Annotated in this window: 21 protein-coding genes and 1 tRNA gene; 14 read left to right on the top strand and 8 right to left on the bottom strand. The window is 61.9% G+C overall.

The window, feature by feature from the left end; all coding sequences use genetic code 11:
* The first annotated feature begins 125 nt into the window (after positions 1-125).
* Both ASD32_RS09040 and putA read left to right on the top strand, forming a co-directional pair.
* The gene (locus tag ASD32_RS09040) at positions 126-440 is read left to right on the top strand and encodes a YkgJ family cysteine cluster protein (RefSeq protein WP_060637700.1); all 315 of its coding nucleotides are present in this window, start codon (positions 126-128) and stop codon (positions 438-440) included.
* Positions 441-628: 188 nt separating this feature from the next.
* Positions 629-4,321, top strand: a complete 3,693-nt coding sequence (gene putA / locus ASD32_RS09035; RefSeq protein ID WP_156383113.1) for a trifunctional transcriptional regulator/proline dehydrogenase/L-glutamate gamma-semialdehyde dehydrogenase — start codon at positions 629-631, stop codon at positions 4,319-4,321.
* Positions 4,322-4,400: 79 nt separating this feature from the next.
* Here putA and ASD32_RS09030 read toward each other — a convergent pair whose 3' ends face one another.
* A complete protein-coding gene (locus ASD32_RS09030) occupies positions 4,401-4,817 on the bottom strand; it encodes a GFA family protein (RefSeq protein ID WP_156383112.1) in 417 nt (138 codons plus the stop codon).
* Between the two features lie 359 nt (positions 4,818-5,176).
* On the opposite strand from ASD32_RS09030, the gene dapF reads away from it, so the two are divergent.
* From dapF to ASD32_RS08990, 8 genes are all read left to right on the top strand, one after another.
* Positions 5,177-6,088 carry a diaminopimelate epimerase gene (dapF, locus tag ASD32_RS09025; RefSeq protein ID WP_060637698.1) on the top strand — a complete coding sequence of 304 codons (912 nt, stop codon included), beginning with the start codon at positions 5,177-5,179 and terminating at the stop codon, positions 6,086-6,088.
* Positions 6,085-7,377: a tRNA (N(6)-L-threonylcarbamoyladenosine(37)-C(2))-methylthiotransferase MtaB gene (gene mtaB / locus ASD32_RS09020; protein ID WP_060637697.1), complete on the top strand. Its 1,293-nt coding sequence runs from the start codon at positions 6,085-6,087 to the stop codon at positions 7,375-7,377. Before dapF ends, mtaB begins: the two co-directional genes overlap by 4 nt.
* Before the next feature lie 77 nt (positions 7,378-7,454).
* Positions 7,455-9,086: a signal recognition particle-docking protein FtsY gene (gene ftsY / locus ASD32_RS09015; protein ID WP_060637696.1), complete on the top strand. Its 1,632-nt coding sequence runs from the start codon at positions 7,455-7,457 to the stop codon at positions 9,084-9,086.
* A 135-nt stretch (positions 9,087-9,221) separates the two neighbouring features.
* The gene (locus ASD32_RS09010) at positions 9,222-9,854 is read left to right on the top strand and encodes a septation protein A (RefSeq protein WP_060637709.1); all 633 of its coding nucleotides are present in this window, start codon (positions 9,222-9,224) and stop codon (positions 9,852-9,854) included.
* Positions 9,855-9,859: 5 nt separating this feature from the next.
* Positions 9,860-10,444 (top strand): DUF2585 domain-containing protein, encoded by a 585-nt coding sequence (locus ASD32_RS09005; RefSeq protein ID WP_060637708.1) that lies wholly within the window; start codon positions 9,860-9,862, stop codon positions 10,442-10,444.
* A gap of 61 nt (positions 10,445-10,505) precedes the next feature.
* The gene (locus ASD32_RS09000) at positions 10,506-11,090 is read left to right on the top strand and encodes a YigZ family protein (protein WP_060637695.1); all 585 of its coding nucleotides are present in this window, start codon (positions 10,506-10,508) and stop codon (positions 11,088-11,090) included.
* Positions 11,091-11,281: 191 nt separating this feature from the next.
* Positions 11,282-12,268: an aldo/keto reductase gene (locus tag ASD32_RS08995; RefSeq protein WP_060637707.1), complete on the top strand. Its 987-nt coding sequence runs from the start codon at positions 11,282-11,284 to the stop codon at positions 12,266-12,268.
* 193 nt (positions 12,269-12,461) lie between these two features.
* A complete protein-coding gene (locus ASD32_RS08990; RefSeq protein ID WP_060637694.1) occupies positions 12,462-12,704 on the top strand; it encodes a hypothetical protein in 243 nt (80 codons plus the stop codon).
* A 169-nt stretch (positions 12,705-12,873) separates the two neighbouring features.
* Here the strand turns inward: ASD32_RS08990 and ASD32_RS08985 are convergent.
* From ASD32_RS08985 to ASD32_RS08965, 5 genes are all read right to left on the bottom strand, one after another.
* A tRNA-Arg gene (locus ASD32_RS08985) sits at positions 12,874-12,950 on the bottom strand.
* Between the two features lie 200 nt (positions 12,951-13,150).
* The gene (locus tag ASD32_RS08980) at positions 13,151-14,632 is read right to left on the bottom strand and encodes a HAMP domain-containing sensor histidine kinase (protein ID WP_060637706.1); all 1,482 of its coding nucleotides are present in this window, start codon (positions 14,630-14,632) and stop codon (positions 13,151-13,153) included.
* Between the two features lie 19 nt (positions 14,633-14,651).
* The gene (locus ASD32_RS08975; protein WP_060637705.1) at positions 14,652-16,076 is read right to left on the bottom strand and encodes an FAD-dependent oxidoreductase; all 1,425 of its coding nucleotides are present in this window, start codon (positions 16,074-16,076) and stop codon (positions 14,652-14,654) included.
* Positions 16,077-16,080: 4 nt separating this feature from the next.
* Complete coding sequence (locus tag ASD32_RS08970) at positions 16,081-16,863, bottom strand: TVP38/TMEM64 family protein (RefSeq protein ID WP_244490142.1); 783 nt, start codon at positions 16,861-16,863, stop codon at positions 16,081-16,083.
* Between the two features lie 174 nt (positions 16,864-17,037).
* Positions 17,038-19,047: a methyl-accepting chemotaxis protein gene (locus ASD32_RS08965; RefSeq protein WP_060637693.1), complete on the bottom strand. Its 2,010-nt coding sequence runs from the start codon at positions 19,045-19,047 to the stop codon at positions 17,038-17,040.
* Positions 19,048-19,474: 427 nt separating this feature from the next.
* On the opposite strand from ASD32_RS08965, the gene rpmH reads away from it, so the two are divergent.
* The 3 genes from rpmH to yidC all read left to right on the top strand — a co-directional run bounded on the left by rpmH (position 19,475) and on the right by yidC (position 21,918).
* The gene (gene rpmH / locus ASD32_RS08960) at positions 19,475-19,612 is read left to right on the top strand and encodes a 50S ribosomal protein L34 (RefSeq protein ID WP_037104763.1); all 138 of its coding nucleotides are present in this window, start codon (positions 19,475-19,477) and stop codon (positions 19,610-19,612) included.
* A gap of 135 nt (positions 19,613-19,747) precedes the next feature.
* Positions 19,748-20,134 carry a ribonuclease P protein component gene (rnpA, locus tag ASD32_RS08955; protein ID WP_060637703.1) on the top strand — a complete coding sequence of 129 codons (387 nt, stop codon included), beginning with the start codon at positions 19,748-19,750 and terminating at the stop codon, positions 20,132-20,134.
* Positions 20,134-21,918, top strand: a complete 1,785-nt coding sequence (yidC, locus tag ASD32_RS08950) for a membrane protein insertase YidC (protein WP_060637692.1) — start codon at positions 20,134-20,136, stop codon at positions 21,916-21,918. The genes rnpA and yidC overlap by 1 nt, the downstream gene beginning before the upstream one ends.
* 80 nt (positions 21,919-21,998) lie before the next feature.
* On the opposite strand, the gene ASD32_RS08945 is transcribed toward yidC, so the two are convergent.
* Positions 21,999-22,877, bottom strand: a complete 879-nt coding sequence (locus ASD32_RS08945; RefSeq protein WP_060637691.1) for a LysR substrate-binding domain-containing protein — start codon at positions 22,875-22,877, stop codon at positions 21,999-22,001.
* A 108-nt stretch (positions 22,878-22,985) separates the two neighbouring features.
* On the opposite strand from ASD32_RS08945, the gene ASD32_RS08940 reads away from it, so the two are divergent.
* On the top strand, positions 22,986-23,891 hold the full coding sequence (locus tag ASD32_RS08940; protein WP_060637690.1) for a DMT family transporter: 906 nt from the start codon (positions 22,986-22,988) through the stop codon (positions 23,889-23,891).
* Between the two features lie 43 nt (positions 23,892-23,934).
* On the opposite strand, the gene ASD32_RS08935 is transcribed toward ASD32_RS08940, so the two are convergent.
* Entirely contained in the window at positions 23,935-24,357 is a 423-nt protein-coding gene (locus ASD32_RS08935) for a tautomerase family protein (RefSeq protein WP_060637689.1), read from the bottom strand.
* Positions 24,358-24,373 lie beyond the last annotated feature (16 nt).

The following is a 24,373-nucleotide window of genomic DNA, read 5'->3' as shown; positions in this document are numbered from 1 at the left end:
GGCACAAGAACTCGCTTATCCTGTGGCCACATCAGTCAATTCGACGATTATGCAACGGTCCCCGCAGGGGAGAAGGGGAGTGCGCGGCCTTCCACCTTTCCCCAATTCCATGCTACGTTCGCCGCATGACCCTTGCCGTTCCCACTGATGATTTCGACTGCCAGAGTTGTGGCGCCTGCTGCAGTTATTCGCAGGATTGGCCGCGTTTTTCGCTGGAGACGGATGCGGATCTCGACCTTATACCGCCGGAATATGTTTCGGCCGATCTCGGCGGCATGCGTTGCGAGGACAATCGCTGTCTGGCGCTCGACGGCAAGCTTGGCGTCCATGTCGGCTGCAAGATCTATGCGGTGCGCCCGATCGTTTGCCGCACCTGCATGCCCGGTGATGATGAATGTCTGATGGCGCGTCACAAACTTTCGCAGAAAGTTCTTCTCTGACACCGGATCATCCGGCTCGATTTCGATATGCCCGCATGGTGTACGGTTTAAACAATCTGTTTCGGTGAAACATCCGGCATTTGGCTTATTTTCCCGGATAGCTATCCGGAGACCTCTGCCCTATTTTGCGCCCATCCATTCCGGGCCACGCCGCGTGCGCCCGACAGCTTCGAAAAGGGACGATTTCGATGAGCCTGCCGCAGCCGCAAGATACCTCTGCACCATCAGCTCCCTTTGCCGATTTTGCGCCGCCGATCGCCGCGCAGACAAAGCTGCGCCAGGCAATCACCGCCGCTTACCGCCTGCCGGAAACCGAGTGCCTGCCGCCGCTGGTCGCCGCCGCCACCCTGCGCGAGGATATCCGCGCCCGGGCCAAAACCACCGCGCGCAAGCTGATTACTGCCTTGCGCGCCAAGCACAAGGGCTCCGGCGTCGAAGGGCTGGTGCATGAATATTCGCTGTCGAGCCAGGAAGGCGTGGCGCTGATGTGCCTGGCCGAAGCGCTTTTGCGGATTCCCGACACGGCCACGCGCGATGCGCTGATCCGCGACAAGATTGCCGATGGCGACTGGCGCTCGCATATTGGCGGCGGCCGGTCCCTGTTCGTCAATGCCGCCACCTGGGGCCTCGTCGTCACCGGCAAGCTGACCTCCACCGTCAATGACCGCAGCCTCTCGGCAGCGCTGACGCGGCTGATCGCGCGCGCCGGCGAACCGGTAATCCGCCGTGGCGTCGACATGGCGATGCGGATGATGGGCGAGCAGTTCGTCACCGGCGAAACCATCGACGAGGCGCTGAAGCGTTCGCGCCCGCTGGAGGCCAAGGGTTTCCGCTATTCCTACGACATGCTGGGCGAGGCCGCGACCACCGCCGCTGATGCCAAGCGCTACTATGCCGATTACGAAAATGCCATTCATGCGATCGGCAAGGCCTCGAACGGCCGCGGTATCTATGAAGGCCCCGGCATTTCGATCAAGCTCTCGGCGCTGCATCCGCGCTATGTCCGCGCCCAGAGCGCCCGCGTCATGGCTGAGCTGCTGCCCAAGGTGAGGGCATTGGCGCTGATTGCCAAGAGCTACGACATCGGCCTCAATATAGACGCGGAAGAGGCAGACCGGCTGGAAATGTCGCTGGACCTGCTCGAAGCGCTGCGCCTCGATCCTGCCTTGTCGGGCTGGAACGGCATGGGCTTCGTCGTCCAGGCCTATGGCAAGCGCTGCCCGTTCGTTCTCGATTTCATCATCGATCTCGCCCGCCGCTCCGGTCACCGGATGATGGTGCGCCTCGTCAAGGGCGCCTATTGGGATGCCGAGATCAAGCGTGCCCAGATCGATGGCCTCGATGGTTTCCCGGTCTATACCCGCAAGATCTACACCGACATTTCCTACATCGCCTGCGCGCGCAAATTGCTGGATGCGGCCGATGTGATCTTCCCGCAGTTCGCCACGCACAATGCCCAGTCGCTGGCGGCGATCTACGAAATGGCCGGGCCCGACTTCAAGGTGGGAAAATACGAGTTCCAATGCCTGCATGGCATGGGTGAACCACTTTATGACGAGGTTGTCGGCAAGGCCAATCTTGACCGCCCCTGCCGCATCTATGCGCCGGTTGGCACGCATGAGACGCTGCTTGCCTATCTCGTGCGCCGCCTGCTGGAAAACGGCGCCAATTCCTCCTTCGTCAACCGCATTGCCGATCCGGCCGTCTCGATCGACGAGCTGATCGCCGACCCTGTCGATACCGTGCGCGCCATGCCCGTCATGGGCGCCCAGCATGAACAGATCAAACTGCCTGTCGACCTTTATGCCGGCCGCAGCAATTCCGCAGGCCTCGATCTTTCCAACGAAACGTCTCTGGCCATGCTTTCGGAAGCACTGAAAGCGAGCGCTGCGATCGACTGGACGGCCGCACCGCATCTTTGCTCTGAAAAGCTGCGCGGCGAGAGCCGTCTTGTCCTCAATCCCGGCGATCACCGCGATGTCGTCGGCTCCGTTGTCGAGACCGCTGCCGACGATGCCCGCCGGGCCATCGAGATCGCGCTCGCCGAGGGGGCCGGATGGAGTGCCGTTCCGCCCACCGAGCGCGCCCAATGCCTGGTGCGCGCCGCCGACCTGATGCAGGCCAGCATGCCCAAGCTGCTTGGCCTGATCGTGCGCGAAGCCGGCAAGTCGCTGCCCAACGCGATTGCCGAAGTGCGCGAAGCCATCGACTTCCTGCGCTACTATGCCGAACAGGCAACCCGCACGCTTGGTCCATCCCATCAGGCGCTCGGCCCCATCGTCTGCATCAGCCCGTGGAATTTTCCGCTGGCCATCTTCTGCGGCCAGATCGCCGCAGCGCTGGTCGCCGGAAATCCGGTTCTGGCCAAGCCCGCCGAAGAAACCCCGCTGATCGCGGCCGAAGGCGTGCGCATCCTGCATGAGGCCGGCATCCCGCCGGAAGCGCTGCAACTGCTTCCGGGCGACGGCCGTGTCGGCGCAGCCCTGGTCGGCGCGCCGAATATTGCCGGCGTGATGTTCACCGGCTCGACCGAGGTCGCCCGGCTGATCCAGGCGCAGCTGACTGAGCGGCTGTCCGCATCGGGCAAGCCGGTGCCGCTCATTGCCGAAACCGGCGGCCAAAACGCCATGATCGTTGACAGTTCGGCCCTTGCCGAACAGGTCGTTGGCGATGTCATTGCGTCCGCCTTCGACAGCGCCGGCCAGCGCTGCTCGGCGCTGCGCGTGCTCTGCCTGCAGGACGATGTTGCCGACCGCGTACTCACCATGCTGAAGGGCGCGCTGCACGAGCTCGATATCGGCCGCACCGACCGCCTGGCTGTCGATGTCGGCCCGGTCATCACGGCGGAAGCCAAGGAGATCATCGACAAGCATATCGACGCCATGCGCGGCATCGGCGCCAAGGTCGAGCAGATCGCGCTATCTCCAGCCACGGCCGACGGCACGTTCGTGCCGCCGACGATCATCGAGCTGAAGCAGCTTTCCGACCTCAAGCGCGAAGTCTTCGGCCCGGTCCTGCATGTGCTGCGTTACGAGCGCGACGATCTCGACCGGCTGATCGACGACATCAATGCCACCGGCTACGGCCTGACATTCGGGCTGCACACGCGCCTCGACGAGACCATTGCCCATGTCACCTCGCGGGTGAAGGCCGGAAATCTCTACGTCAACCGCAACATCATCGGCGCCGTCGTCGGCGTCCAGCCCTTCGGCGGGCGCGGCCTGTCGGGCACCGGTCCGAAAGCCGGCGGCCCGCTCTATCTCGGCCGTCTCGTCACCACGCCGCCGGTGCCGCCGCAGCACAGCTCGGTTCATACCGATCCAGTTCTGCTCGATTTCGCCAAGTGGCTGGATAGCAAGGGCCTGAGAACCCAGGCGCAGGACGCCCGCGAGACCGGCAGCCAGTCGGCGCTCGGCCTCACGACCGAGCTTGCCGGGCCGGTTGGCGAAATCAACCTCTACGCCCTGCATCCGCGCGGAAAGATCCTGCTGGTGCCGCAGACGGCCGATGGCCTTTACCGCCAGCTTGCCGCCGTATTCGCAACCGGCAATACGGCCGTGGTCGATACCACATCCGGCCTCAAGGAAGCTCTGGCTTCCCTGCCGGGCACCGTCGCCGCCCGCGTGTCCTTCACGGCCGACTGGCGCATGGACGTGCCGTTTGCCGGCGCGCTGATCGAGGGCGAGGCGGAGCGTGTGCGCACCGTCAACAGGCAGATCGCCACCCTCCCCGGCCCGCTGGTTCTGGTCCAGGCCGCATCGACGGCCGAGCTTGCCAAGAACCCGGATGCCTATTGCCTCAACTGGCTGCTGGAAGAAGTTTCGACCAGCATCAATACGGCAGCCGCCGGCGGAAATGCCAGCCTGATGTCGATCGGGTAAGGAGGTTTTCTGCTCCGGATGGAGGCGCATCGCATGCTTTCATCCGTGTGGTTCGGTTGGGTGCCGTCCCGTGGCGGCCTCAACCGTCCGGGAACTCCCGGTACTGCGGTAGACCGTCGGTGATATCGTACCACGGCGCTTTCGAGCCGACGAAAATATGCGCCGTGGGACGGATCGTGGGGGTATCGGCCAGCGTGCCCATCGGCACATGGACATAGGCGCCTTCACGCACCACCGAATAGACCAGCGAACCGCAGGTGGCGCAATGCACGTCGTGCGCCTCATCGGGATTGCCGTAAACCAAAACCGCCTCATCGCCCTTCAAGACCCGCATCCGCTCCCGCGCGATCCCAGCGATCGGCTTGAACGCCGATCCGGTGGTGCGGCGGCAGTTGGAGCAATGGCAGTTCATCGCATATTCAAAAGCGTCCTCGACCTCGTATTCGACAGAGCCGCAGAGGCACTTTCCGGTGAGCAGCTGGGGTCTTTCGGGCATGGCATGTCTCCGCATCGGCGAGCGACAGATTGGCCCGCGCCGGGAAAGACCACAACCATGTGCCCGCAAAAAAACCGGACAATAGCTGGTTATGGACATCGAAACCGCCGCGCACCCCCTCTTCTCCCCAGCGGGGAGAGGTGGCGCAAAGCGCCGGATGAGGAGGGCGAAGCCAACTCCACACACCCTGCCATCGACCCAGAATCTGCCGAACAACCCCCTCAACCGCCCTTCGGGCGCCTTCTCCCCCAGGGGAGAAGGGGAACGGCCGCCTGCCCGCTCAACCAAGGGGAAGGCCCACTGGTAATTTGTCCCCGTTTCCGCCATATAGACCCCAAGAAACGATGGAAATGAATGTCATGAGCACTCCGGTCGAATTCGCTGTCATGAACGGGCTTGGCAACAAGATCCTGGTCGTTGATATGCGTGGGCGCCGGGACAAGGTGACGCCTGAGGCGGCCATTGCGCTCAATGCGCATGCCGATACCCGGTTCGACCAGATCATGGCGATCCATGATCCGAAGGCCGAGGGCACCGACGCGTTTATCGACATCCTCAATTCCGACGGTTCAAAGGCGCAGGCCTGCGGCAACGGTACGCGTTGCGTCGTGCAGGCGCTTGCAGCCGAGACCGGCAAGAAGGCGTTCACCTTCCAGACCGTCGCCGGCATCCTGAATGCGCAGGAACATGCCGATGGGACCATTTCCGTCGATATGGGCACGCCCGTTTTTGCCTGGGACAAGATTCCGCTTTCGGAAGAATTCTACGATACCAGCCGCATCGAGCTGCAGATCGGCCCGATCGACGATCCGGTCCTGCATTCGCCCTCCGTCATGTCGATGGGCAATCCGCATGCAATCTTCTGGGTCGATCGCGATGTCATGTCGTTCGATCTCGAACGCTTCGGCCCGCTGCTCGAAAACCACCCGATGTTTCCCGAGCGCGCCAATATCACCCTTGCGCAGGTCACCTCGCCCATGTCGGTGACCACCCGCACCTGGGAACGCGGCGCCGGCCTGACGCTCGCCTGCGGCTCGGCCGCCTGTTCGGCCGCAGTTTCGGCTGCCCGCACCGGCCGCACCGGCCGCAATGTCGCAATCACGGTCGCCAGCGCCACGCCGCCGGGTATCCTCACCATCGAATGGCGCGAGCGCGACGACCATGTCATCATGACCGGCCCGGCCGAATGGGAATGGTCGGGCACGGTCGATCCCACGACCGGTCTCTGGTTCCGCGACGGAGAACCACGGGCGGAAAGTGCCGCGCTTTGAGCGGCGTCGATGTCATAACCTTCGGCTGCCGTCTCAACACCTATGAATCCGAAGTGATGCGGGCGCAGGCCGAAAAGGCGGGGCTGAACAATGCCATCCTCGTCAATACCTGCGCCGTGACCGGCGAGGCCGTGCGCCAGGCCCGCCAGGCGATCCGCCGGGCGCGCCGCGACAATCCGCATGCGCGCATCATCGTCACCGGCTGTGCCGCCCAGACCGAAAAGCAGACCTTTGCCGAAATGCCCGAGGTCGATGCCGTGCTCGGCAACGAGGAAAAGCTGACGAGCGCTTCCTACCGGTCGTTGCCTGATTTCGGCGTATCGGCTGAGGAAAAACTGCGCGTCAATGACATCATGAGCGTGCGCGAAACGGCGCCGCAGATGGTCAAGCTGATCGAGGGCCATGTGCGCGCCTTCATCCAAGTGCAGAATGGTTGCGACCACCGCTGCACCTTCTGCATCATCCCCTATGGCCGTGGCAATTCCCGTTCCGTGCCGATGGGCGCCGTCGTCGATCAGGCGCGCAAACTGACGGATAGCGGCTATCGCGAGATCGTGCTGACCGGCGTCGATGCGACGAGCTATGGCGGCGACCTGCCGGGAACGCCATCGCTTGGGCTTCTGGCAAAGACGTTGTTGAAACAGGTGCCGGATATCCTGCGCCTGCGCCTCTCCTCGATCGACAGCATCGAGGCTGACAGCCATTTGATGGACCTGATCGCCGATGAGCCGCGTTTCATGCCGCATCTGCACCTGTCGCTGCAGCATGGCGACGACATGATCCTGAAGCGGATGAAGCGCCGCCACTCCAGAGAGGATGCCCTGGCGTTCATTCGCGACGTGCGGCGGCTGCGGCCGGACATAAGCTTTGGCGCCGACATGATCGCAGGCTTTCCGACCGAGACCGAAGAAATGTTTGAAAATGCGATTGGGCTGGCCAAGGAGTCCAATATCGCCCATCTGCATGTTTTTCCCTATTCACCGCGCGCAGGAACGCCCGCCGCCCGCATGCCGCAGCTCGACCGCGCTTTGGTGAAAGAACGGGCCGCCCGGCTGCGCGCCACTGGACTTCAGCTGCACCAGGCCCATCTTGACAGCATGATCGGAACGCAGCAAAGCCTGCTTGTCGAGAACAACGGCTTGGCACATACGGAAAATTTCACGCTTGCCGCCGTCCCCGGCCTGAAGCCGCGCGCTATCGTGCAGGCCCGGATCACCGGCCACAACGGCAAGCATCTCATGCTGGCAGCTCTGAATAGTGAAGCGGTTTTGGAGCGGCGGCAGGCATAGATACGGGATCTGAAGCGCTGCGCGCCTCAGTCATGCAATTGATGGCCGCCGACGCGGCCTGAGTTTACGGAATTCAAATGGCGCTCAGCTTTCTGAAAAAGGTCTTCACATTCGGCAAGGACAAGCCGGCCGAAGGCGAGCCAACTGCCACGCCGGCGGCCGATGCGGTCATGGACCAGGCGGAATCGACGTTCAGCCCGGAGGAAACCCGGGCGATCGAAGCCGAGCTCGAGCCGCATTCGCGCATCGAAGACCTGCCGGTCGCAGCAGACCCCGTCCTGCCGGAGGAAATGGACACGGCGGGCGGACCCTCTGCCGATGCGGTTGAAGCGCCTGAATTCGTGGATGAAGCTTCTGAAGAAGAGTTGGAGACCCCGGCCATTCTTCCTGCCGTCGAAGAGATCGGCGATATCGGTCTGATCCCGCTGTCGCTACTGGAGGCGGAGGCCGAAGCGGCCGAGATCGAGGAAATTGCAGCACCCCCCTCTGTCCCTTCGGGACATCTCCCCCTCAAGGGGGGAGATCAGACGGAGTCTGAGGCTCTTTCAACGCAACCTCCTTCAGTTAATGAGACGACTGAGGCTGAAGCCAGCCTGATCTCCCCCCTTGAGGGGGAGATGCCCCCCCGGGTCTTGCCTTCGGCAAGCCCGAGGACAGGCTCCGGGGCAGAGGGGGGTGACGAACTCTCCGCAAACACGGACATTGAAGAAGCGCCCTCAACCCCCATCCTCCCAAAAGGTTTCGCCACCGGCCGCGCCGTCGAGCCGGCACCGGAAGCGCCGAAACAGAAACTCACCTGGTTCCAGCGCCTGCGCCAGGGGCTTTCGCGCACTTCCTCGCAGCTGACCGGCCAGATCACCGCGCTGTTCACCAAGCGCAAGCTCGATGACGAAACGCTACAGGATCTGGAAGACCTGCTGATCCAGGCCGATCTCGGCGTCGAGACGGCGCTGCGCATCACCGATACGCTGGCTTCCGAGCGCTATGGCAAGGATGTGTCCGGCGAAGACGTCTCGCGCATCATGGCTGCCGAAATCACCAAGGTTCTGGCCCCCGTCGCCAAGCCGCTGCAGCTCGACCTCAGCCACAAGCCGCATGTCATTCTCGTCGTCGGCGTCAACGGCACCGGCAAGACCACCACCATCGGCAAGCTGGCGGCAAAACTGTCGGGTGCCGGCCTGAAAGTGATGCTAGCCGCCGGCGACACGTTCCGGGCAGCCGCCATCGAGCAGCTGAAAATCTGGGCCGAGCGCACCAAATCCGATATCGTCTCCTCAAAACTCGGCGCCGATGCAGCGGGCCTTGCTTACGAGGCTTTCGAGCAGGCACGGCTGAAAAAGAGCGACGTGCTGATCATCGATACCGCCGGCCGCCTGCAGAACCGCACGGAACTGATGGCGGAGCTGGAAAAGATCGTCCGCGTGCTCGGCAAGCTCGATCCCGATGCACCGCATACCGTGTTGCAGACCCTGGACGCCACGACCGGCCAGAACGCCCTCAACCAGGTGGAAATCTTCCGCAATGTGGCGGGGGTCAACGGCCTGATCATGACCAAGCTCGACGGCACCGCGCGCGGCGGCATCCTCGTCGCCATTTCCGCCAAGCACAAGCTGCCGGTCTATTTCATCGGCGTCGGCGAGGGCGTGGACGATCTGGAACCGTTCGAGGCCAAGGACTTTGCCGAGGCCATCGCCGGAATTCCCCATTGACCCGGTTTTGCCTTTTTGCTGATGTTATAGGGTCCCGGCACTCCGTCATCCTCGGGGCAAGTCCGAGGTTGACGACAAGAGAGACGAATAGCCCGCAAACCGGGCATGCACGATAACCGCTTTAAGGACGTTACCATGTCATCGATCGAGGCGGTCAAGCCGCGCAAGGAAATCAGCCCGCTTCTGAAAATGGTGCTGGAGCTCGGGCCGCTCGTGGTCTTCTTCTTCGCCAATTCGCGCGGCGAGTGGCTGGCGCAGAAATTCCCGGCTTTGACCGAACTCGGCGGGCCGATCTTCATCGCCACCGGCCTGTTCATGGCCGCAACTGCGATCGCGCTCACCGTCTCCTGGATATTGACCCGCACCCTGCCGATGATGCCGCTCATCTCCGGCGTCGTCGTCTTCATCTTCGGCGCGCTGACGCTCTATCTGCAAAACGATACGTTCATCAAGATGAAGCCCACCATCGTCAACACGCTGTTCGGCGTCATCCTGCTCGGCGGCCTGCTGTTTGGAAAATCGCTGCTCGGTTATGTCTTTCATGCCGCCTTCAAGCTCGACGAGGCCGGCTGGCGCAAGCTGACCATCCGCTGGGGCATCTTCTTCCTGTTCCTGGCTGTGCTCAACGAGGTCGTCTGGCGCAATTTCTCGACCGATTTCTGGGTCGCCTTCAAGGTCTGGGGCACGATGCCGATCACGGTGCTGTTCACCCTGTCGCAGATGCCTGTGATCATGAAGCATTCGCTCGATCAGGATGCCAAGAAGTGACCACGCTGGTTCCGGCAGAAAACCGTTCGCCGCGCGCCGCCACGCTCTGGCTTGCCGCGTGCGCTGGCGTTCTCATCCTGCAGATCGTCATCGAATACTGGATGGGCCGCACGCCGATCTGCGAATGCGGCTATATCAAGCTGTTCGAGCCCAATGCCAATGGTCCGGGCAATTCGCAGCATCTGGCCGACTGGTATACGCCCTCCCATATCATCCACGGCTTCCTGTTTTACGGGCTTGCCCATCTGACCCTGCGCGGCAAGCCGCTGGCGGCAAAGCTGCTTTTGGCACTGGTGATCGAATCTGGCTGGGAACTTCTCGAAAACTCCCCCCTCATCATCGACCGCTACCGCACAGCCACCGTCTCGCTCGACTATTACGGCGACAGCATTCTCAATTCGGCGATGGACACGGTGTTCATGGCGCTCGGCTTCTTCTTCGCCAGGCAGGCGCCAATCGCCTTGACCGTCGCCATCGCCGTCTTCTTCGAGATTTTCACCGGCTGGCTGATCCGCGATAATCTGACGCTGAACGTGCTGATGCTGGTCTATCCGCTGGATGCGGTGAAGGCGTGGCAGAGCGCGCTTTGAGGGAACGCTCCCTTCACATTGGGCTGCCCGATGCACTATCACCGCGCAAACGGGCCAGCCAATGTTGACGCTTCAACGCATCGAAACCCACGCGCAAGACATCAAGAAGAGCCGGTTTCTCGCTGTCTGCGGCCCCGTGTCCAGCGAGCCGGCGGCCAGGGACTTTATCAACGAACAATCCGACCTGACGGCCAGCCACAATTGCTGGGCCTTCCGCATCGGCCAGACCTACCGCTTCAATGATGACGGCGAACCAAGCGGCACTGCGGGCAAGCCGATCCTGCAGGCCATAGACGGTCAGGGGCTCGATCATATTGCCGTTGTCGTCACCCGCTGGTTTGGCGGCACGCTGTTGGGCAGCGGCGGTCTGATCCGCGCCTATGGCGGCACGGCGGCGATCTGCCTGCGCGCAGCCGAAAAGGTCGAGGTCATCGAGACGATCGCGGCGACTTTGGACTGCGAGTTTGCCGACCTGGCCTTGATCAAGGCCCGCCTTGGCGGCTTTGGCGCCGTCATCAGCGCGGAAGCATTTACCAGTACCGGCGCCAGCCTTTCGCTGCAGATCCCGAAGGATGCGCTTCAGGCCGCGACCGGAATGATCCTCGATCTCAGCCGTGGCCGGGCGGTCATCACGCCGGACGATTGATCGATCCTGTCGCAACGCCTTTCAATAAGGCTTTGAAAACAGGAATGGTTTTTCCCGCTTCGCAAGGTCTTGAAAGAACGGCTGCTGGCCCCCCCGTCATATTCCGAATAGAAACAGCGGGTAAACAGAATTTTCCGCTCGGATGCAGCGGGATTGACGGAGCGGAGCGCTCCATCGGCGAGGATCATATCATGAAAAACAGAACCTTGGGGCGCACCGGCGCCACCATTTCGGAAATCGGCTTCGGCGCCTGGCAGATTGGCGGCGCCTGGGGCGACGTGTCCGAGGAAGACGGCAAGCGCGCGCTGAATGCGGCGCTTGATGCCGGCGTCACCTTCATCGACACGGCCGATGTCTATGGCGATGGCCGCTCGGAAAAGATCATCGCATCGGTTCTCAAGGATCGCGGCGGCGACAAGCCGTTCGTTGCCACCAAGGCCGGCCGCCGGCTGAACCCGCATGTGGCCGAGGGCTACACAGCCGCCAATATCGAAGCCTTCATCGACCGCAGCCTTGCCAATCTCGGCGTCGAGACGCTCGACCTCGTGCAGCTTCATTGCCCGCCGAGCGAAGTGTTTTACCGGCCGGATCTGTTCGGCGCGCTGGATGATCTGACCGTCAAGGGCAAGATCCGCCATTACGGCGTCTCGGTCTCCAATGTCGAGGAGGCGCTGAAGGCGATCGAATATCCCGGCGTCGCGACCATCCAGATCATCTACAATATCTTCCGCCAGCGGCCGCATGACCTGTTCTTCGAGCAGGCGCTGAAAAAGAATGTCGGCATCATCGTGCGCGTGCCGCTGGCGTCCGGCCTGCTCTCCGGCAAAATTACCGCTGACACAAAATTTGCCGATGACGATCATCGCAAGTTCAACCGCAACGGCGAATTCTTCGATGTCGGAGAAACCTTTGCCGGCGTGCCGCTGGATGTCGCGCTCGAGGCTGTCGAGCAGGTGCGGCCTCTCGTGCCACAGGGCGCGTCCATGGCGCAGTTTGCGCTTGCATGGATCCTTCAGAGCAAGGCCGTGTCGGTGGTCATCCCAGGCGCCCGTAACGAGGAACAGGCCAAGGCCAATGCCTCCGCCAGCGACCTCGCCGCCATCCCCTCTGAAACACTGACTGCCCTTGCCGATGTCTACGAGCGCCTGATCAAGGTTCACGTTCACCAGAAGTGGTAAAGAACACCAGGCCGCACCGGTTTCCCGGCGCGGCCTGAGCCACACGTTGCGGCCACCTTTCGTCCGCCAAGCACGCCCAACGCCGTTCCGCTGATGTTTTGATGATCATAGAGAGACGGACAGACATTTTCCGGCTATAGCGGCGCTGCCGGAGCGTATCGTTGCCCGGTTCGCAGCGGCACAGGAGGACATCATGGCGTTTGATCCCATCAAGGCACTCAGTAACTATTCGGACGCCGAATGCTCGGTGCAGTTCCTGATCGCCGGCACCCCGGCCTCGGTTTTTCCATCGCTGGAAGACGCGGTGCTCTTTGCCCGCGAAAACGGCGCTGGCTGGAAGGATGTCGAAATCACCGTGCATCTCGACCGCGAAGACATCGTCTACGCCACGGGAAAGACCCGCACCCTGATCGAGGCACTGCGCAAGAAACGATAATTGGGATTTGTGAGGCGCGCGCGGCAGAAAGCGTGCCACGATTTTCGAGCGCTTTGCGACGTTGATTGAAGCTGACATCACCGCAAAGCCATTGAATGCTATTGCGCCGATGCGGCGTCCCGCCATCCAGCGGAAACCGTTTATTCTACCGATAAGTCATTGAAAGAAATGGCGCACCCGGAACGATTCGAACGTCCGACCCTCAGATTCGTAGTCTGATGCTCTATCCAGCTGAGCTACGGGTGCTTCGCGCTGCGGCGTCAACCGCTTGCGTGGCGATCCTCTAAAACGTCCCACCGGGGAATGCAAGCGAATTTCGGCAGAAAATTTGTTTTTTGATGAAACGGCCTGCTTATATCTTTGAAACTGTGGATGGATTTCAGCCGCAAAGCCTTTGCACAGCGCCATTCCAAAGGCCTCACAGCGGCATTTGGAAAAATCCGATGTCAGTGACGGGCTTTCGAGCGGAACGCATCGAGCGGTACCGGGCGGTCGGGCAGTTCGATCCTGAACAGGGTTCCCGGCGTCGGCTTTTCCACCAGCGCGATGGTGCCGCCATGGGCGAGCACCAGTTCGCGGGCAATGGCAAGGCCGAGACCTGTGCCGCCGGAGCGGGCGGAGCCTCTGAAGGCGGTAAACAGGTGTTCGCGCGCCTTGGCGGGCATGCCCGGCCCGGTATCATCAACAGAGATGCTGACGACGCTGCCGGTGCGCATTGCCGAGACGTTGATTGTGCGCGGCGCGTTGCTATCGGCCTGGCCGTTCGTCAGCGCCTCGACCGCATTGCGGCAGATATTGTGGACGACGCGGAACAGCTGCTCGCTGTCGGCATCGACCTGCAGATCCTCGGGGATCTGCATGCCGAACTCGATGCCGGAGCCCGGATCGATCGCCAGCATTTCGCCGACATCGCTCACCAGCGGCCGCAGCTTGACGAACCGGCGATGCGGCTCCGGCTCGGTGGTGCGGCCATAGGACAGAACCTCGGTGGTATACCCGACGGCCCGGTCGATGGTGCGCAACAGCGTGGGTGCAAACCGCTTGACGATCGGATCATCGACATCGGCAAGGCGGTCGGAGATCAGCTGCGCCGAAGCCAGGATATTGCGCATATCATGATTGATCTTCGACACGGCAAGGCCGAGATCGGCGAGGTTCTTCTGCTGCTTCAGCGTCTTTTGCAGCTGCTGCTGCATGGCAGACAGATGCTGCCCGGCGATCGAGAGTTCGTCGCGCCCTGAAGCCGGATCGAGAACGCGGGCCGGATTGGATGGCTCGGTTGCGAATTCCTGCATATTCGTCGTCATGCGCCGGATCGGCACGATCATCAGCCGGTTGATGGCCAGAAAGATCAGCGCGGCGGTAAACAGCGAAATGGCGAGCGACAGGAAGAAGACGTTGCGCGAATAGACCAGCATCGCCTTGCGCAGGCTCTTGTCCGACATCACCACTTCAATGATCGCATCGCTTTCGCCGATCGGCCCATAGATCCGCACCACCTTGCCGCCGCCAAACAGCAGCGTATCGAAGGCATCGCGGATGGCGGCGATCGGCGTCATCGCGGCAACGTCGTACTGGGCGTCAATTTCCGGCGGCATGTCGACGGCCGCGATCAACCGCGATTCGTCCTTGCGCCTGAGAACGATGGCCTTGGTGCCGGTCGCCATCAGGGTTTCTTCCTGCAGCGGGCGCGACAGCTGCACGTCCTGCAGGCCATCGACCACGACGCCTGCGGCAGCGGCCGTGTTCAGCCTGTCTTCCATCCAGCGGATGCGCATATTGGCAACGGACGGAACGAAAATCAGCACTTCGGCGAGCATGACGAAAACAACCGTTAGGAACAAAAGCCGGCCGGAAAGGCCGCGGAAAAACCCCACGCGGGCCGGCTGCCTTTGAAGGGCCGTGGTTGCTGTCGTCTCTGCCGTCATGCCATTGAATTCCATCGTCTCAGCCGAAACGTCTGAGCAGGCGGATGATGGCCCGGACGAACGGCTTGCGTGTCAAGGGCGTATAATAGGCGATGACGGCGCGTTTTCCAATCTCCGTCATGGTTGGATAGGGCAGGATGGCCTCGCGCATATCCGAGAGGCGCAGCCGGCTGGACATGACGAGCGACCACAGGCCGATCATCTCGGCCGCACCTGTACCCACGATCCCAGCGCCGACAACCTTACCGCGCCGTGTGGTGATCACCTTGATCAGGCCTGCCGTGTTGCGTTCCGCCTGTGCCCGGTCGTTTTCGGCATAGGGCCAGCGCAGGACCTCGACAGGCCCATAACGCCTGCGGGCTTGCTGCTCGTCGAGGCCTACAAAGGCGATTTCCGGATCGGTGAAGGTGGCACGCGGCACGGTATCGCGGTTTTCGCGCGCCGGTAGCCGGAAAAGGATTTCACGCAGCACCAGCGAGGCATGATAGCTGGCGGCGTGGGTGAATTGCAGCCCGCCGGCTGCATCGCCGATGGCGTAGACCCGGCGGTTTTGCGTGCGCAAGTGTCTATCAACCGCAATCCCCGTCGCCGTCACCGCAATGCCTGCCGCCTCAAGGCCGAGCCCGGATGTGTTGCCCTTTTTCCCGGTCGCGACGAGCAGGGCGCTGCCCTCGAGGTTCAGCGGACCGGCTTGTGTTTCGCAATTCAGTCGCGTCCCCGCCGCCGTCTTTTCGACAGACAGAACCCGGCAGTGTTCGAAAATGGAGATGCCTTCGTCCCGCAGCTGGCCGAGCACGATCTCCGCCAGTTCAGGATCCTCCTTCGAAAGCGCCTTCCCCGAATCAACGACCGTCACCTCAGCCCCCAGCCGCCGGTGCGCCTGCGCCATCTCGAGACCGACCGGCCCGGCGCCGATGATGAGAAGATGACTTGGAAGGCTCTTGAGGTCGAACAGGGTTTCGTTGGTGAGGTAATCGACATCGGCAAGGCCGGGGATCGGCGGAATGACTGTCGAAGAGCCGGTGGCGATGACGAAACGGCGGGCGCGGATCACGTATTCGCCGGCCGCCACAGTGTCACGACCGGTAAAGCGCGCATCGGCCTTGATGACCTTGACGCCCATGGCGGTGAACCGCTCGGCCGAATCATGCGGCGCGATCGCGCCGATGACAGCGCGCACATGCGCCTGAACCTTTTCGAAATTGATGACCGGTTCGCCGGCTATCACACCGAATTCGGCGGCCTTGCGCACCGCATGGGCGTGCTTGGCGGCTGCGATCAGCGCCTTGGATGGTACGCAGCCGGTGTTGAGGCATTCGCCGCCCATCTGCCCGCGTTCAATGAGCACAACCCGCACGCCGAAGGCTGCGGCCCCTGCGGCAACCGAAAGCCCCGCAGAACCGGCGCCGATCACACAGATATCGGGAGACAGAACCGTTGTCACACCGTCAGTCCTTGTCACGATCACCCACCGCCTGCCGTTTTTCACGAGCAAACTGCACGAGAAGCGGCAGCGCGGCAATGAGCGCCAGCGCCATGAACGCCAAGGTCAGCTTCGGCGTCAGAAAATCCGACAAGTGCAGGGTTCGTCCATGTCCGGCCGCATCGCCGATCGCCTCCTCGAAGCCGCAGCCAAGCCATGTAAAAACGAACGTACCGGGAATGATGCCGACCACGGTGGCAAGCGCGAACGTTCGCAGGCTGACCGCGAAGAAGGCAGGGGCGATATTGACGACGAAGAAGGGAAAGACCGGCGCCAGGCGAAGAACCAGCAGATAGCTGAACGCATTGCGGCTGAAGCCTGCGGAAAACCGGTTGAGAAACGGTCCGGCGCGGCGGCGCAGCACATCGCCGAACACGGTGCGCGCGCCGGCAAACAGCAGACAGGAGCCGGCCGTGGCCGCGATGACGACGATGACGCCACCGGCAAGCCAGCCAAACAGGAAACCGGCAAAGATCGTCAGCACCGAGGCAGCCGGAACCGACAACGCCACGACGGCGGCATAGACGAGGAAAAACAACGACCCCGAGCGCAACGGATAATGCGCCACCATGTCCAACAGCATCTCACGCTGATCGGCCAGCCAGCCGAGCGTCACATAGCGATGCCAGCCCAGCCCATAGGCAAGGACAAGGCCTGCGGCCAAGACGAGAAGCGGAGCGGCACGCAACATCAGCGGTGGCCCTGCGGGCTCCGCCTCCCCTTCCGTCGTTTCCCGGCGGCCCTGCACGGTCAAATCCTGCCTCTTGTGCTTGCTTGGTTCCATCGGCCCAGCATTAGAAGGAAAGCGGCGCTTGAACCAATAACGAATGATCGCGGTAAAAAACGTCGCCGTGATCGGAAATCCCGCAGCGATGCGGGATCGCTGCGGGATCGATATTCAAAGGTGACTGTCCGGGAAGGATCAGAACTCCTCCCAATTGTCCTTGGAGACTGCGGCGCTGGCCGAGCCGCCGCCAAAGGCGCGGGCAACCGTGCCCATCATCTTGCGGGCCGGCGACGCGACCGGGCGGGTATTCTCGCGGACCGGGGAAGCAACGACGCGCAACGGCACGCTGTCGTCCAGCTTGAAATGCGAGATCAGCCGCGCCAGGCTGTCGGCTTCCGCCGAAAGTTTGTGTGTGGCGGCATTGGCTTCTTCCACCATCGCCGCATTCTGCTGCGTCACCTGGTCCATCTGGTTGACGGCGGTGCTGACTTCGCCGAGACCGGTCGATTGCTCGCGCGCGGCCGTGGCGATCGAATGGATGTGGTCGTTGATGCTCAGCACCCGCGTTTCGATCTTGCCGAGAACCTCTCCCGTTTCCTGAACCAGCTTGACGCCGGTTGCGACTTCGGAGCCTGACTTGGCGATCAGGCCCTTGATGTCCTTGGCGGCGCTGGCCGCACGCTGGGCAAGCTCGCGGACTTCCTGGGCAACGACGGCAAAGCCCTTGCCGGCATCTCCGGCCCGCGCTGCTTCCACACCGGCGTTCAGCGCCAGAAGGTTGGTCTGGAAGGCGATCTCGTCGATGACGTTGGTGATCTGGCCGATCTCGCTGGAGGCCTGCTCGATGCGGCCCATGGCATCGACGGCCTTGCGCACGACTTCGCCGGACTGGGCTGCACTCTGCTTGGCCTCGGTGACCATGACGGTGGCTTCCTGGGCACGGTCGGTCGAATTGCGCACGGCAGCGGTGATCTGTTCCAGCGCGGCCGAGGTTTCTTCCAGCGCTGCAGCCTGCTGCTCGGTGCGCTTCGACAGGTCGTCGGCAGCCGAGCGTAGTTCGGAGGAATTGCCGTTGATCGAATCGGTCGTGGTGCGCACTTCGCGCAGGGTGTTCTGCAGGGTCGAGAGCGTGTCGTTGACGTTCTGCTGCAATTCGGCAAATGCGCCCTGGAAATTGCCGTGCATGTTCTGCGTGAGATCGCCGGCAGAAAGGCTGGCGATGACGCGGCGGGTCTCGTTGACGCCGCTGTTGACGCCATCGACAAGCTCGTTGAGGCTGGCGGCAAACCGGTTCAGGTCGGCATTGCCGTAGTCCTTGTTGATCCGCTTTGTGAAATCACCGGCAGCGGCGGCCGTCACGACGACAGCGATGCTCGACTGCAGATCGGCGCTCTTTTCACGCAGCGCGCTTTCCTGGGCATTCAGTTCGCGCACGGCCAGGCCATTGCGCTTGAACACTTCGACGGCACCGGCCATCTCGCCGATTTCGTCCTTGCGGCCGGAAAAGGGCACGTTGGCGCTGAGGTCGCCATCGGCAAGCTGCTTCATCGTGCCGGTCAGCTGCAGGATCGGCTGGCTAAGTTGCTTGGTGCCGATATAGAAGGCTGTTCCCGCGCCGATGATGAGACCGAAGCCGGCCGTCAAAAGCACCATGAGGATCATCCGGCTTTCGATCGCGTTGACCTCGTTCTGGATGATATCAAGAGCCGCGCGGTCGGTATCGACGATAGCGTCGATCTCGGCCTGGAAGGCCTTCCGGTTGGCGCGGTTGAGATCATTGTTGCCCTGCTCGTTGGCGGCCTGCGGCGAAACCTCCTGGCTGAGGCGGGCGGTCTCGGTGCGGAACGTGCGGAACTCGGCAGCGCGCTTGACGACGGCGTCGAAGGCGGCCAGTTCCCCGGCAGGCACCAGCGGGCGCCAACCGGTCAAAAGCGCGTCGATCTTGTCGAGGTTCTTCACCAGCCCTTCGGCAAACGGCTTGGACTTTTCCACCGTCGGGGCTGCGTAGATGCCGCGCGCTTCCATGACGACGCCTGTGACCAGACGGTTGAGATGCTCGCCGTTGAAGGCGCGATCCGAGGCATTGTCGAACTGGACGAGCCTTGCATTATATTGTGTGATGACCGTCAGGGCCATGCCCGTGACAGCCAGTGCGATCAGGCTCATCACCCCGACGATGAGATAGATCTTGCCGCGAATTTTCATAGTCCATGTCCCCCTGAGACCGGCAGCAGACGTTAAAATGCGCCGCATGCCGGTAATTGCATTCAGATAGACACTAAAATGACCATGGTTAACGAAGCCTCATGGGACAGAGCGCAATTCTAGTATCTGCGTCTTAGGGCTATGTTTAGCTAAATATATTATTAGATGCTAAATTTCAATCGTCAGTTGAGACCGGCACGCGCCACATCACGGCTCTTCCAGGGCCTGAAGTTCGCCCGACCCGCATCAACCCCAGCTTTTGCGGCCTTTGCGCGCTCCGGCAATTGACTTTCGCGGCTCTTTGCTCTTATAAGCCGCCCACGTCCGGACAAGTCCCCTTGCCCTGTGCAAGCCCGTGCCCGGAACGTAACGCTCCCTTGCTAAGAAGCAAACCCAAGAAGGGCCGCACACCGCGGTATTAAAATAAATGACGAAGCGTACCTATCAACCGTCCAAGCTTGTTCGCAAGCGCCGTCACGGCTTCCGTGCACGTATTGCCACCAAGGGTGGCCGCAAGGTTATCGTTGCCCGCCGGGCACGTGGCCGTAAGCGTCTGTCGGCTTAAGGCCGTCTGGCGCGTGCCGCGTCTTCGCGCACTGATCTTCGCGAAACCTGCATGCGCGGCTTCATGGCGCCGGGGCATCCTGCAAACGTCCGTCTGGACGATGGATGCTCCTGCTCCCGGAAGGAGCGCGGGAAAATGACATTACCCAAGCCTGAATCAACTGCCGGGCGGCTGAAAAGCCGGCCGCAGTTTCTTGCCGTGCGCAAGGGAGAGCAGCGGAAGGGTCCGTTGTTTCTTCTGGAAGTTCTTGATCGCAACGAGCCCGATAGCGGGCCGCGCGTCGGTTTTACCGTCACCAAGAAACATGGCAATGCCGTCGAACGCAACCGGATGCGCCGGCGCCTGAGGGAGGCCGTGCGGCTTTCTGCCGGATTTGCAATGAAGCCCGGACATGACTATGTGATTGTCGCCAGACGCGACCTTTTGAACGCGCCCTTCGAGCGGATCGGCAAGACCCTCTGCGAGCGGATCGAAAGCAAGCAAAAATATTCACGGCCACCGGCCGGCTCCAGGAAAGAATGATGGAAAAAAACCGCAACTACTTCGTGGCGATCGGGCTGTCGGTGCTGATCCTGATTGCCTGGCAATTTCTCTATGTGAACCCGAAGATAGAGAAAGAACGGATTGCGGCGGAAGCCCATCAGAAGCTCACCCAGCAGAGCCAGCCGGCTGCTACCCCGGCCGTTCCGGGCCAGGCTCAGACGGCCCAGGGCGCTGTCCCCGGCGCCGTTGAAACCCGCGACCAGGCGATTGCCAAATCGGCCCGTGTTTCCATCGACACGGCAGCGCTGAGCGGCTCGATCAACCTGACCGGCGCACGCTTCGATGACCTGAAGCTCAAGGAATATCACGAGACCGTCGATGACAAGAGCCCGCTGATCACGCTGTTCAGCCCTTCCGACACGCCGGACGGTTACTTTACCGAACTCGGCTATATCGGCAACGAGGCATCCGGCACCGTGCCCGGCCCGGCAACGGCCTGGACGCTTGCAAGCGGCGACAAGCTGACGACAACGACCCCGGTCGTTTTGACCTTTACCAATGAAAAGGGTCTGGTTTTCACCCGCACGATCTCGATCGACGACCATTTCATGTTCCAGGTGGTCGATTCGATCAACAATGGCAGCGGCGCTCCGGTGTCGATGTCCAACTATGGCCGCGTCACCCGCTTCAACAAGCCGACGACCCCGAGCGTCTACGTACTGCATGAAGGCTTCATCGGCGTCATCGGCGAGCATGGCCTCAACGAAGTCGCCTATAGCAAGGTGGAAAACGACGTTCCGGCCAAGCATGAGAAGGCCACCACCGGCTGGCTCGGCATCACCGACAAGTACTGGGCTGCCACTATCGTGCCGCCGCAGAACCTGGCCTACGAATCCAAATACGAACACTTTACCGATGGCCGCCCGCGCTTCCAGGCTGACTACAAGCAGGATGCCGTGACGATCGCGCCCGGCCAGTCCACCGAGCTGAAGACCCTGGTCTTTGCCGGTGCCAAGCAGGTGCCGCTGGTCGATGGCTACGAGAAGTCCTACTCGATCCCGCAGTTCGACCTTCTGATCGACTGGGGCTGGTTCTACTTCATCACCAAGCCGATGTTCAAACTGATGGACTTCTTCTTCCGTTATTTCGGCAATTTCGGCGTTGCCATCCTTCTGACCACCATCGTCGTCAAGCTGCTATTCTTCCCGCTCGCCAGCAAGCAATATGCCTCCATGGCGAACATGAAGAAGGTTCAGCCGAAGATGGAGGAATTGAAGAAGAAGCACGGCGACGACCGCATGGCTTTGCAGCAGGGCATGATGGCCCTCTACAAGGAAGAAAAGATCAACCCGATCGCCGGTTGCTGGCCGATCCTTCTGCAGATTCCGGTGTTCTTCGCGCTCTACAAGGTGATCTACGTCACCATCGAAATGCGCCATGCCCCGTTCTTCGGCTGGATCCAGGACTTGTCCGCACCGGACCCGACCTCGCTGTTCAACCTGTTCGGCCTCTTGCCCTACGACGTCCCGCATGCGCTGGTTATCGGCGTCTGGCCGCTGATCATGGGCATCACCATGTTCCTGCAGATGCGCATGAACCCGACGCCGCCGGATCCGACGCAGGCGATGCTGTTCACCTGGATGCCGCTGGTCTTCACCTTCATGCTGGCCAGCTTCCCGGCCGGTCTGGTCATCTACTGGGCCTGGAACAACACGCTGTCGATCACCCAGCAGGCATTCATCATGAAACGCCATGGCGCAAAGGTCGAGCTGTTCGACAATCTCAAGGGATTGTTCTCGAAGAAACCGAAACCGGCCAAATAGGCCGGATTGCCCGAAATCATGAACCCCGGATCAGCGATGATCCGGGGTTTTTTCTTGGGCGAAAGCATGCGCAGAATCCGTTAGACCATGCGCTGCATTTCCTCCCCCAGCCATTTGCGGAATTTTCGGGTCATGCGGTTTTCGTGGCGCTGGAAGACGACACGGTAGTGGCCGAGATCGACCGGCCCGAATCCCGGTAGCGCGACCAGTCCGCCGGAGCGGATTTCACGCTCGGTCAGAAACGCCGGTGCCAGAACCATGCCCAATCCGGCGGTCGCCGCATGCAGGGCGGCGTCGTCGGTATCGAACACATGCTGGATCTGGATGGCGTCGCGCTCGATGTGAAGCGTGCGGGTCCACAGCGCCCAATCCCAGTTGTCCACCGCGCATTGAAGGCCCGGAACCTTGCCGAGATCTCCGGTCCCCTCATAGCCGACTGCGGCCAGCAATGCCGGCGACGCGACAGGGCGGCTCATATCGGCGGCCAGCCACTCGCCCTCCGCAGGGCTCGTCCCGGCACGATGGTAGGAAATGGCAAGATCGCCGGACCCGAGAGAAATGTTGGAGCCGGTTTTCGTCTCGATCCGGACACGGGCGGCCGGGTGCATCGCCTTGAACCGTTCCAGCGCCGGGATCAGCCAGCGGACGGCAAGCGAGATCGACACGCGCACGACGATCTCGTTCTGGTCGCGGCTGAGCGCCTCGGCGGACCGGTCGATCGCGGCGATCGCTGCGGCCGCATCATCATGGAAACGGCGCCCGGCATCCGTGAGCGCCAGGAAATTATGGCTGCGCTTGAACAGCGCCAGCCCCAGTTCGCCCTCCAGCTTTTTGATCTGGTGGCTGACCGCGCTCGGGGTGACGCCGATTTCGCCGGCGGCCTGCACGATACTGAGATGACGGGCCGTCAGAACGAAAACCCGCACCGCATTCAGCGAAACACTGCGTCTGTTCTGCATCGAAAATACTCATTCAGGGCTCAAAAATCGAATTTGCAATATGGGGGATCGATTTGGCAAGAGTTTACGCTGAAACCATTGAAAGTTAAGGCCTTGCGGAAAAGTCTGTTGAACTCGAATGCGGAAGCGATGATCTGGGTTGTGCTTGGCACGGCGTTATTTTCCTTGATCTTTGCGTCGGGGAAATTCGGTGGCGACAGCATGTCCGTGCTGCAGATCCAGTTTCTGCGCTATATCAGCGGTTTCACTACGCTTCTGGCTGTCGTTGCCGTCAAGCACGAGGGCTTGCGGGTCTATCGCAGCGCCCGGCCGTTTTCGCATGCGATGCGCGCGGCGTTCGGCGTATCCGGCGGTTTTGCGCTGATCTATTCCTCGGCGGCGATGCCGATCGTCGATGCGACCGCCCTTGGCCTTCTCTACGTGGTGTTCATCATTCCGCTCGCCGTGCTGGTCCTGAAAGAGACCGTCACGAAGCAGCATATGATTGGGATCACCCTCAGTTTCGCCGGTGCCGGCTTCATCATGATATCGCGCGGCGCCTTCACCCAGTTCGAGCCCGCCTATCTGGTGCCCGCCGCCATTGCCGTTCTGGGGGCAGCCCTCCTGGCCATCGAGGGCCTGATGATCCGGGTCCTGTCCCATGCAGACCGGCCGCTGACGGTCCTGCTCTATGTCAACGCCTTCGGCATCCTCTTCCTCTCCGTGCCGGCGATCCTGACCTGGAAGACCGTGCCGCTGCCGGCCATGGTTCCGTTTCTGCTTCTCGGTCCGCTGGCCGTGGCGGCGCAATATTGTGTCGTGCGCGGCTACCGTCTTGCATCGCTGGCGATCGTCGGACCAGTCGATTATGCCTGGCTGGTCTTTGCCGCCCTCATCGGCTTCCTGTTCTTCAACGAAATCCCGACGGCGGGGGTGATCGCCGGTGCTGTTGTCATCGCGCTTGGCGGCGTGGTGCTCGCCGTCATCAAGCCGGAGCCGGACGCCGCCCGCGCCGAGGACGTGCAATCCTCCTGAACGGATCCGGGACGCACCCGGAACCCGCGCCGTTCAGTTGGTGCTACGCCGCACGAGCGGCCTCAGCAGCGGCGGCTTGTGCGCGCAACAGGCGGCGCTCTTCCTGCGTGACGCCGTCATAGCCCCAGGCATCGGCCTCAATCTCGTCGATCACCACGTAGGCGGCTAAGGGCAGGTCCGGCCCAAGCACCTGCCTGAACATCGCCGCCACAGCAGCGACGAAGCGCGCCTTTTCCTCGTGCGTATTGGTGCCACGGGTCACCTTGACGTCGAGATGGGCGGCGACCGGCACTGGCTCGCCACCGACCGTCCAGCTTCCAGGTTCGGCGACATCGACCAGGACGGCAGTAACTTCCGGCCGCTTGCGCATGATATCCACCATGAAGCCGGTAGCGTGCTTTTGCAGCGTCTGCTTTTCGCGTGCACCGATTTGCGCACCGGCAACTTGAATATGAACGAAGGGCATGTGCGTTTTCCTCTGT

Origin of the sequence: Rhizobium sp. Root483D2, from assembly GCF_001426685.1 — a bacterium.
Taxonomy (GTDB): Bacteria; Pseudomonadota; Alphaproteobacteria; order Rhizobiales; family Rhizobiaceae; genus Pararhizobium; species Pararhizobium qamdonense.
Note: the sequence above shows the minus strand (reverse complement) of the source record. Positions and strands in the feature narration are given on the sequence as shown.

Bases quoted from the DNA above. Each gene is read 5' to 3' on its own strand.
- ASD32_RS09040 (WP_060637700.1), top strand. From the start codon at position 126: ATGACCCTTGCCGTTCCCACTGATGATTTCGACTGCCAGAGTTGTGGC.
- putA (WP_156383113.1), top strand. From the start codon at position 629: ATGAGCCTGCCGCAGCCGCAAGATACCTCTGCACCATCAGCTCCCTTT.
- ASD32_RS09030 (WP_156383112.1), bottom strand. From the start codon at position 4,817: ATGCCCGAAAGACCCCAGCTGCTCACCGGAAAGTGCCTCTGCGGCTCT.
- dapF (WP_060637698.1), top strand. From the start codon at position 5,177: ATGAGCACTCCGGTCGAATTCGCTGTCATGAACGGGCTTGGCAACAAG.
- ftsY (WP_060637696.1), top strand. From the start codon at position 7,455: ATGGCGCTCAGCTTTCTGAAAAAGGTCTTCACATTCGGCAAGGACAAG.
- ASD32_RS09010 (WP_060637709.1), top strand. From the start codon at position 9,222: ATGTCATCGATCGAGGCGGTCAAGCCGCGCAAGGAAATCAGCCCGCTT.
- ASD32_RS09000 (WP_060637695.1), top strand. From the start codon at position 10,506: ATGTTGACGCTTCAACGCATCGAAACCCACGCGCAAGACATCAAGAAG.
- ASD32_RS08995 (WP_060637707.1), top strand. From the start codon at position 11,282: ATGAAAAACAGAACCTTGGGGCGCACCGGCGCCACCATTTCGGAAATC.
- ASD32_RS08990 (WP_060637694.1), top strand. From the start codon at position 12,462: ATGGCGTTTGATCCCATCAAGGCACTCAGTAACTATTCGGACGCCGAA.
- ASD32_RS08980 (WP_060637706.1), bottom strand. From the start codon at position 14,632: ATGACGGCAGAGACGACAGCAACCACGGCCCTTCAAAGGCAGCCGGCC.
- ASD32_RS08965 (WP_060637693.1), bottom strand. From the start codon at position 19,047: ATGAAAATTCGCGGCAAGATCTATCTCATCGTCGGGGTGATGAGCCTG.
- rpmH (WP_037104763.1), top strand. From the start codon at position 19,475: ATGACGAAGCGTACCTATCAACCGTCCAAGCTTGTTCGCAAGCGCCGT.
- rnpA (WP_060637703.1), top strand. From the start codon at position 19,748: ATGACATTACCCAAGCCTGAATCAACTGCCGGGCGGCTGAAAAGCCGG.
- yidC (WP_060637692.1), top strand. From the start codon at position 20,134: ATGGAAAAAAACCGCAACTACTTCGTGGCGATCGGGCTGTCGGTGCTG.
- ASD32_RS08945 (WP_060637691.1), bottom strand. From the start codon at position 22,877: ATGCAGAACAGACGCAGTGTTTCGCTGAATGCGGTGCGGGTTTTCGTT.
- ASD32_RS08935 (WP_060637689.1), bottom strand. From the start codon at position 24,357: ATGCCCTTCGTTCATATTCAAGTTGCCGGTGCGCAAATCGGTGCACGC.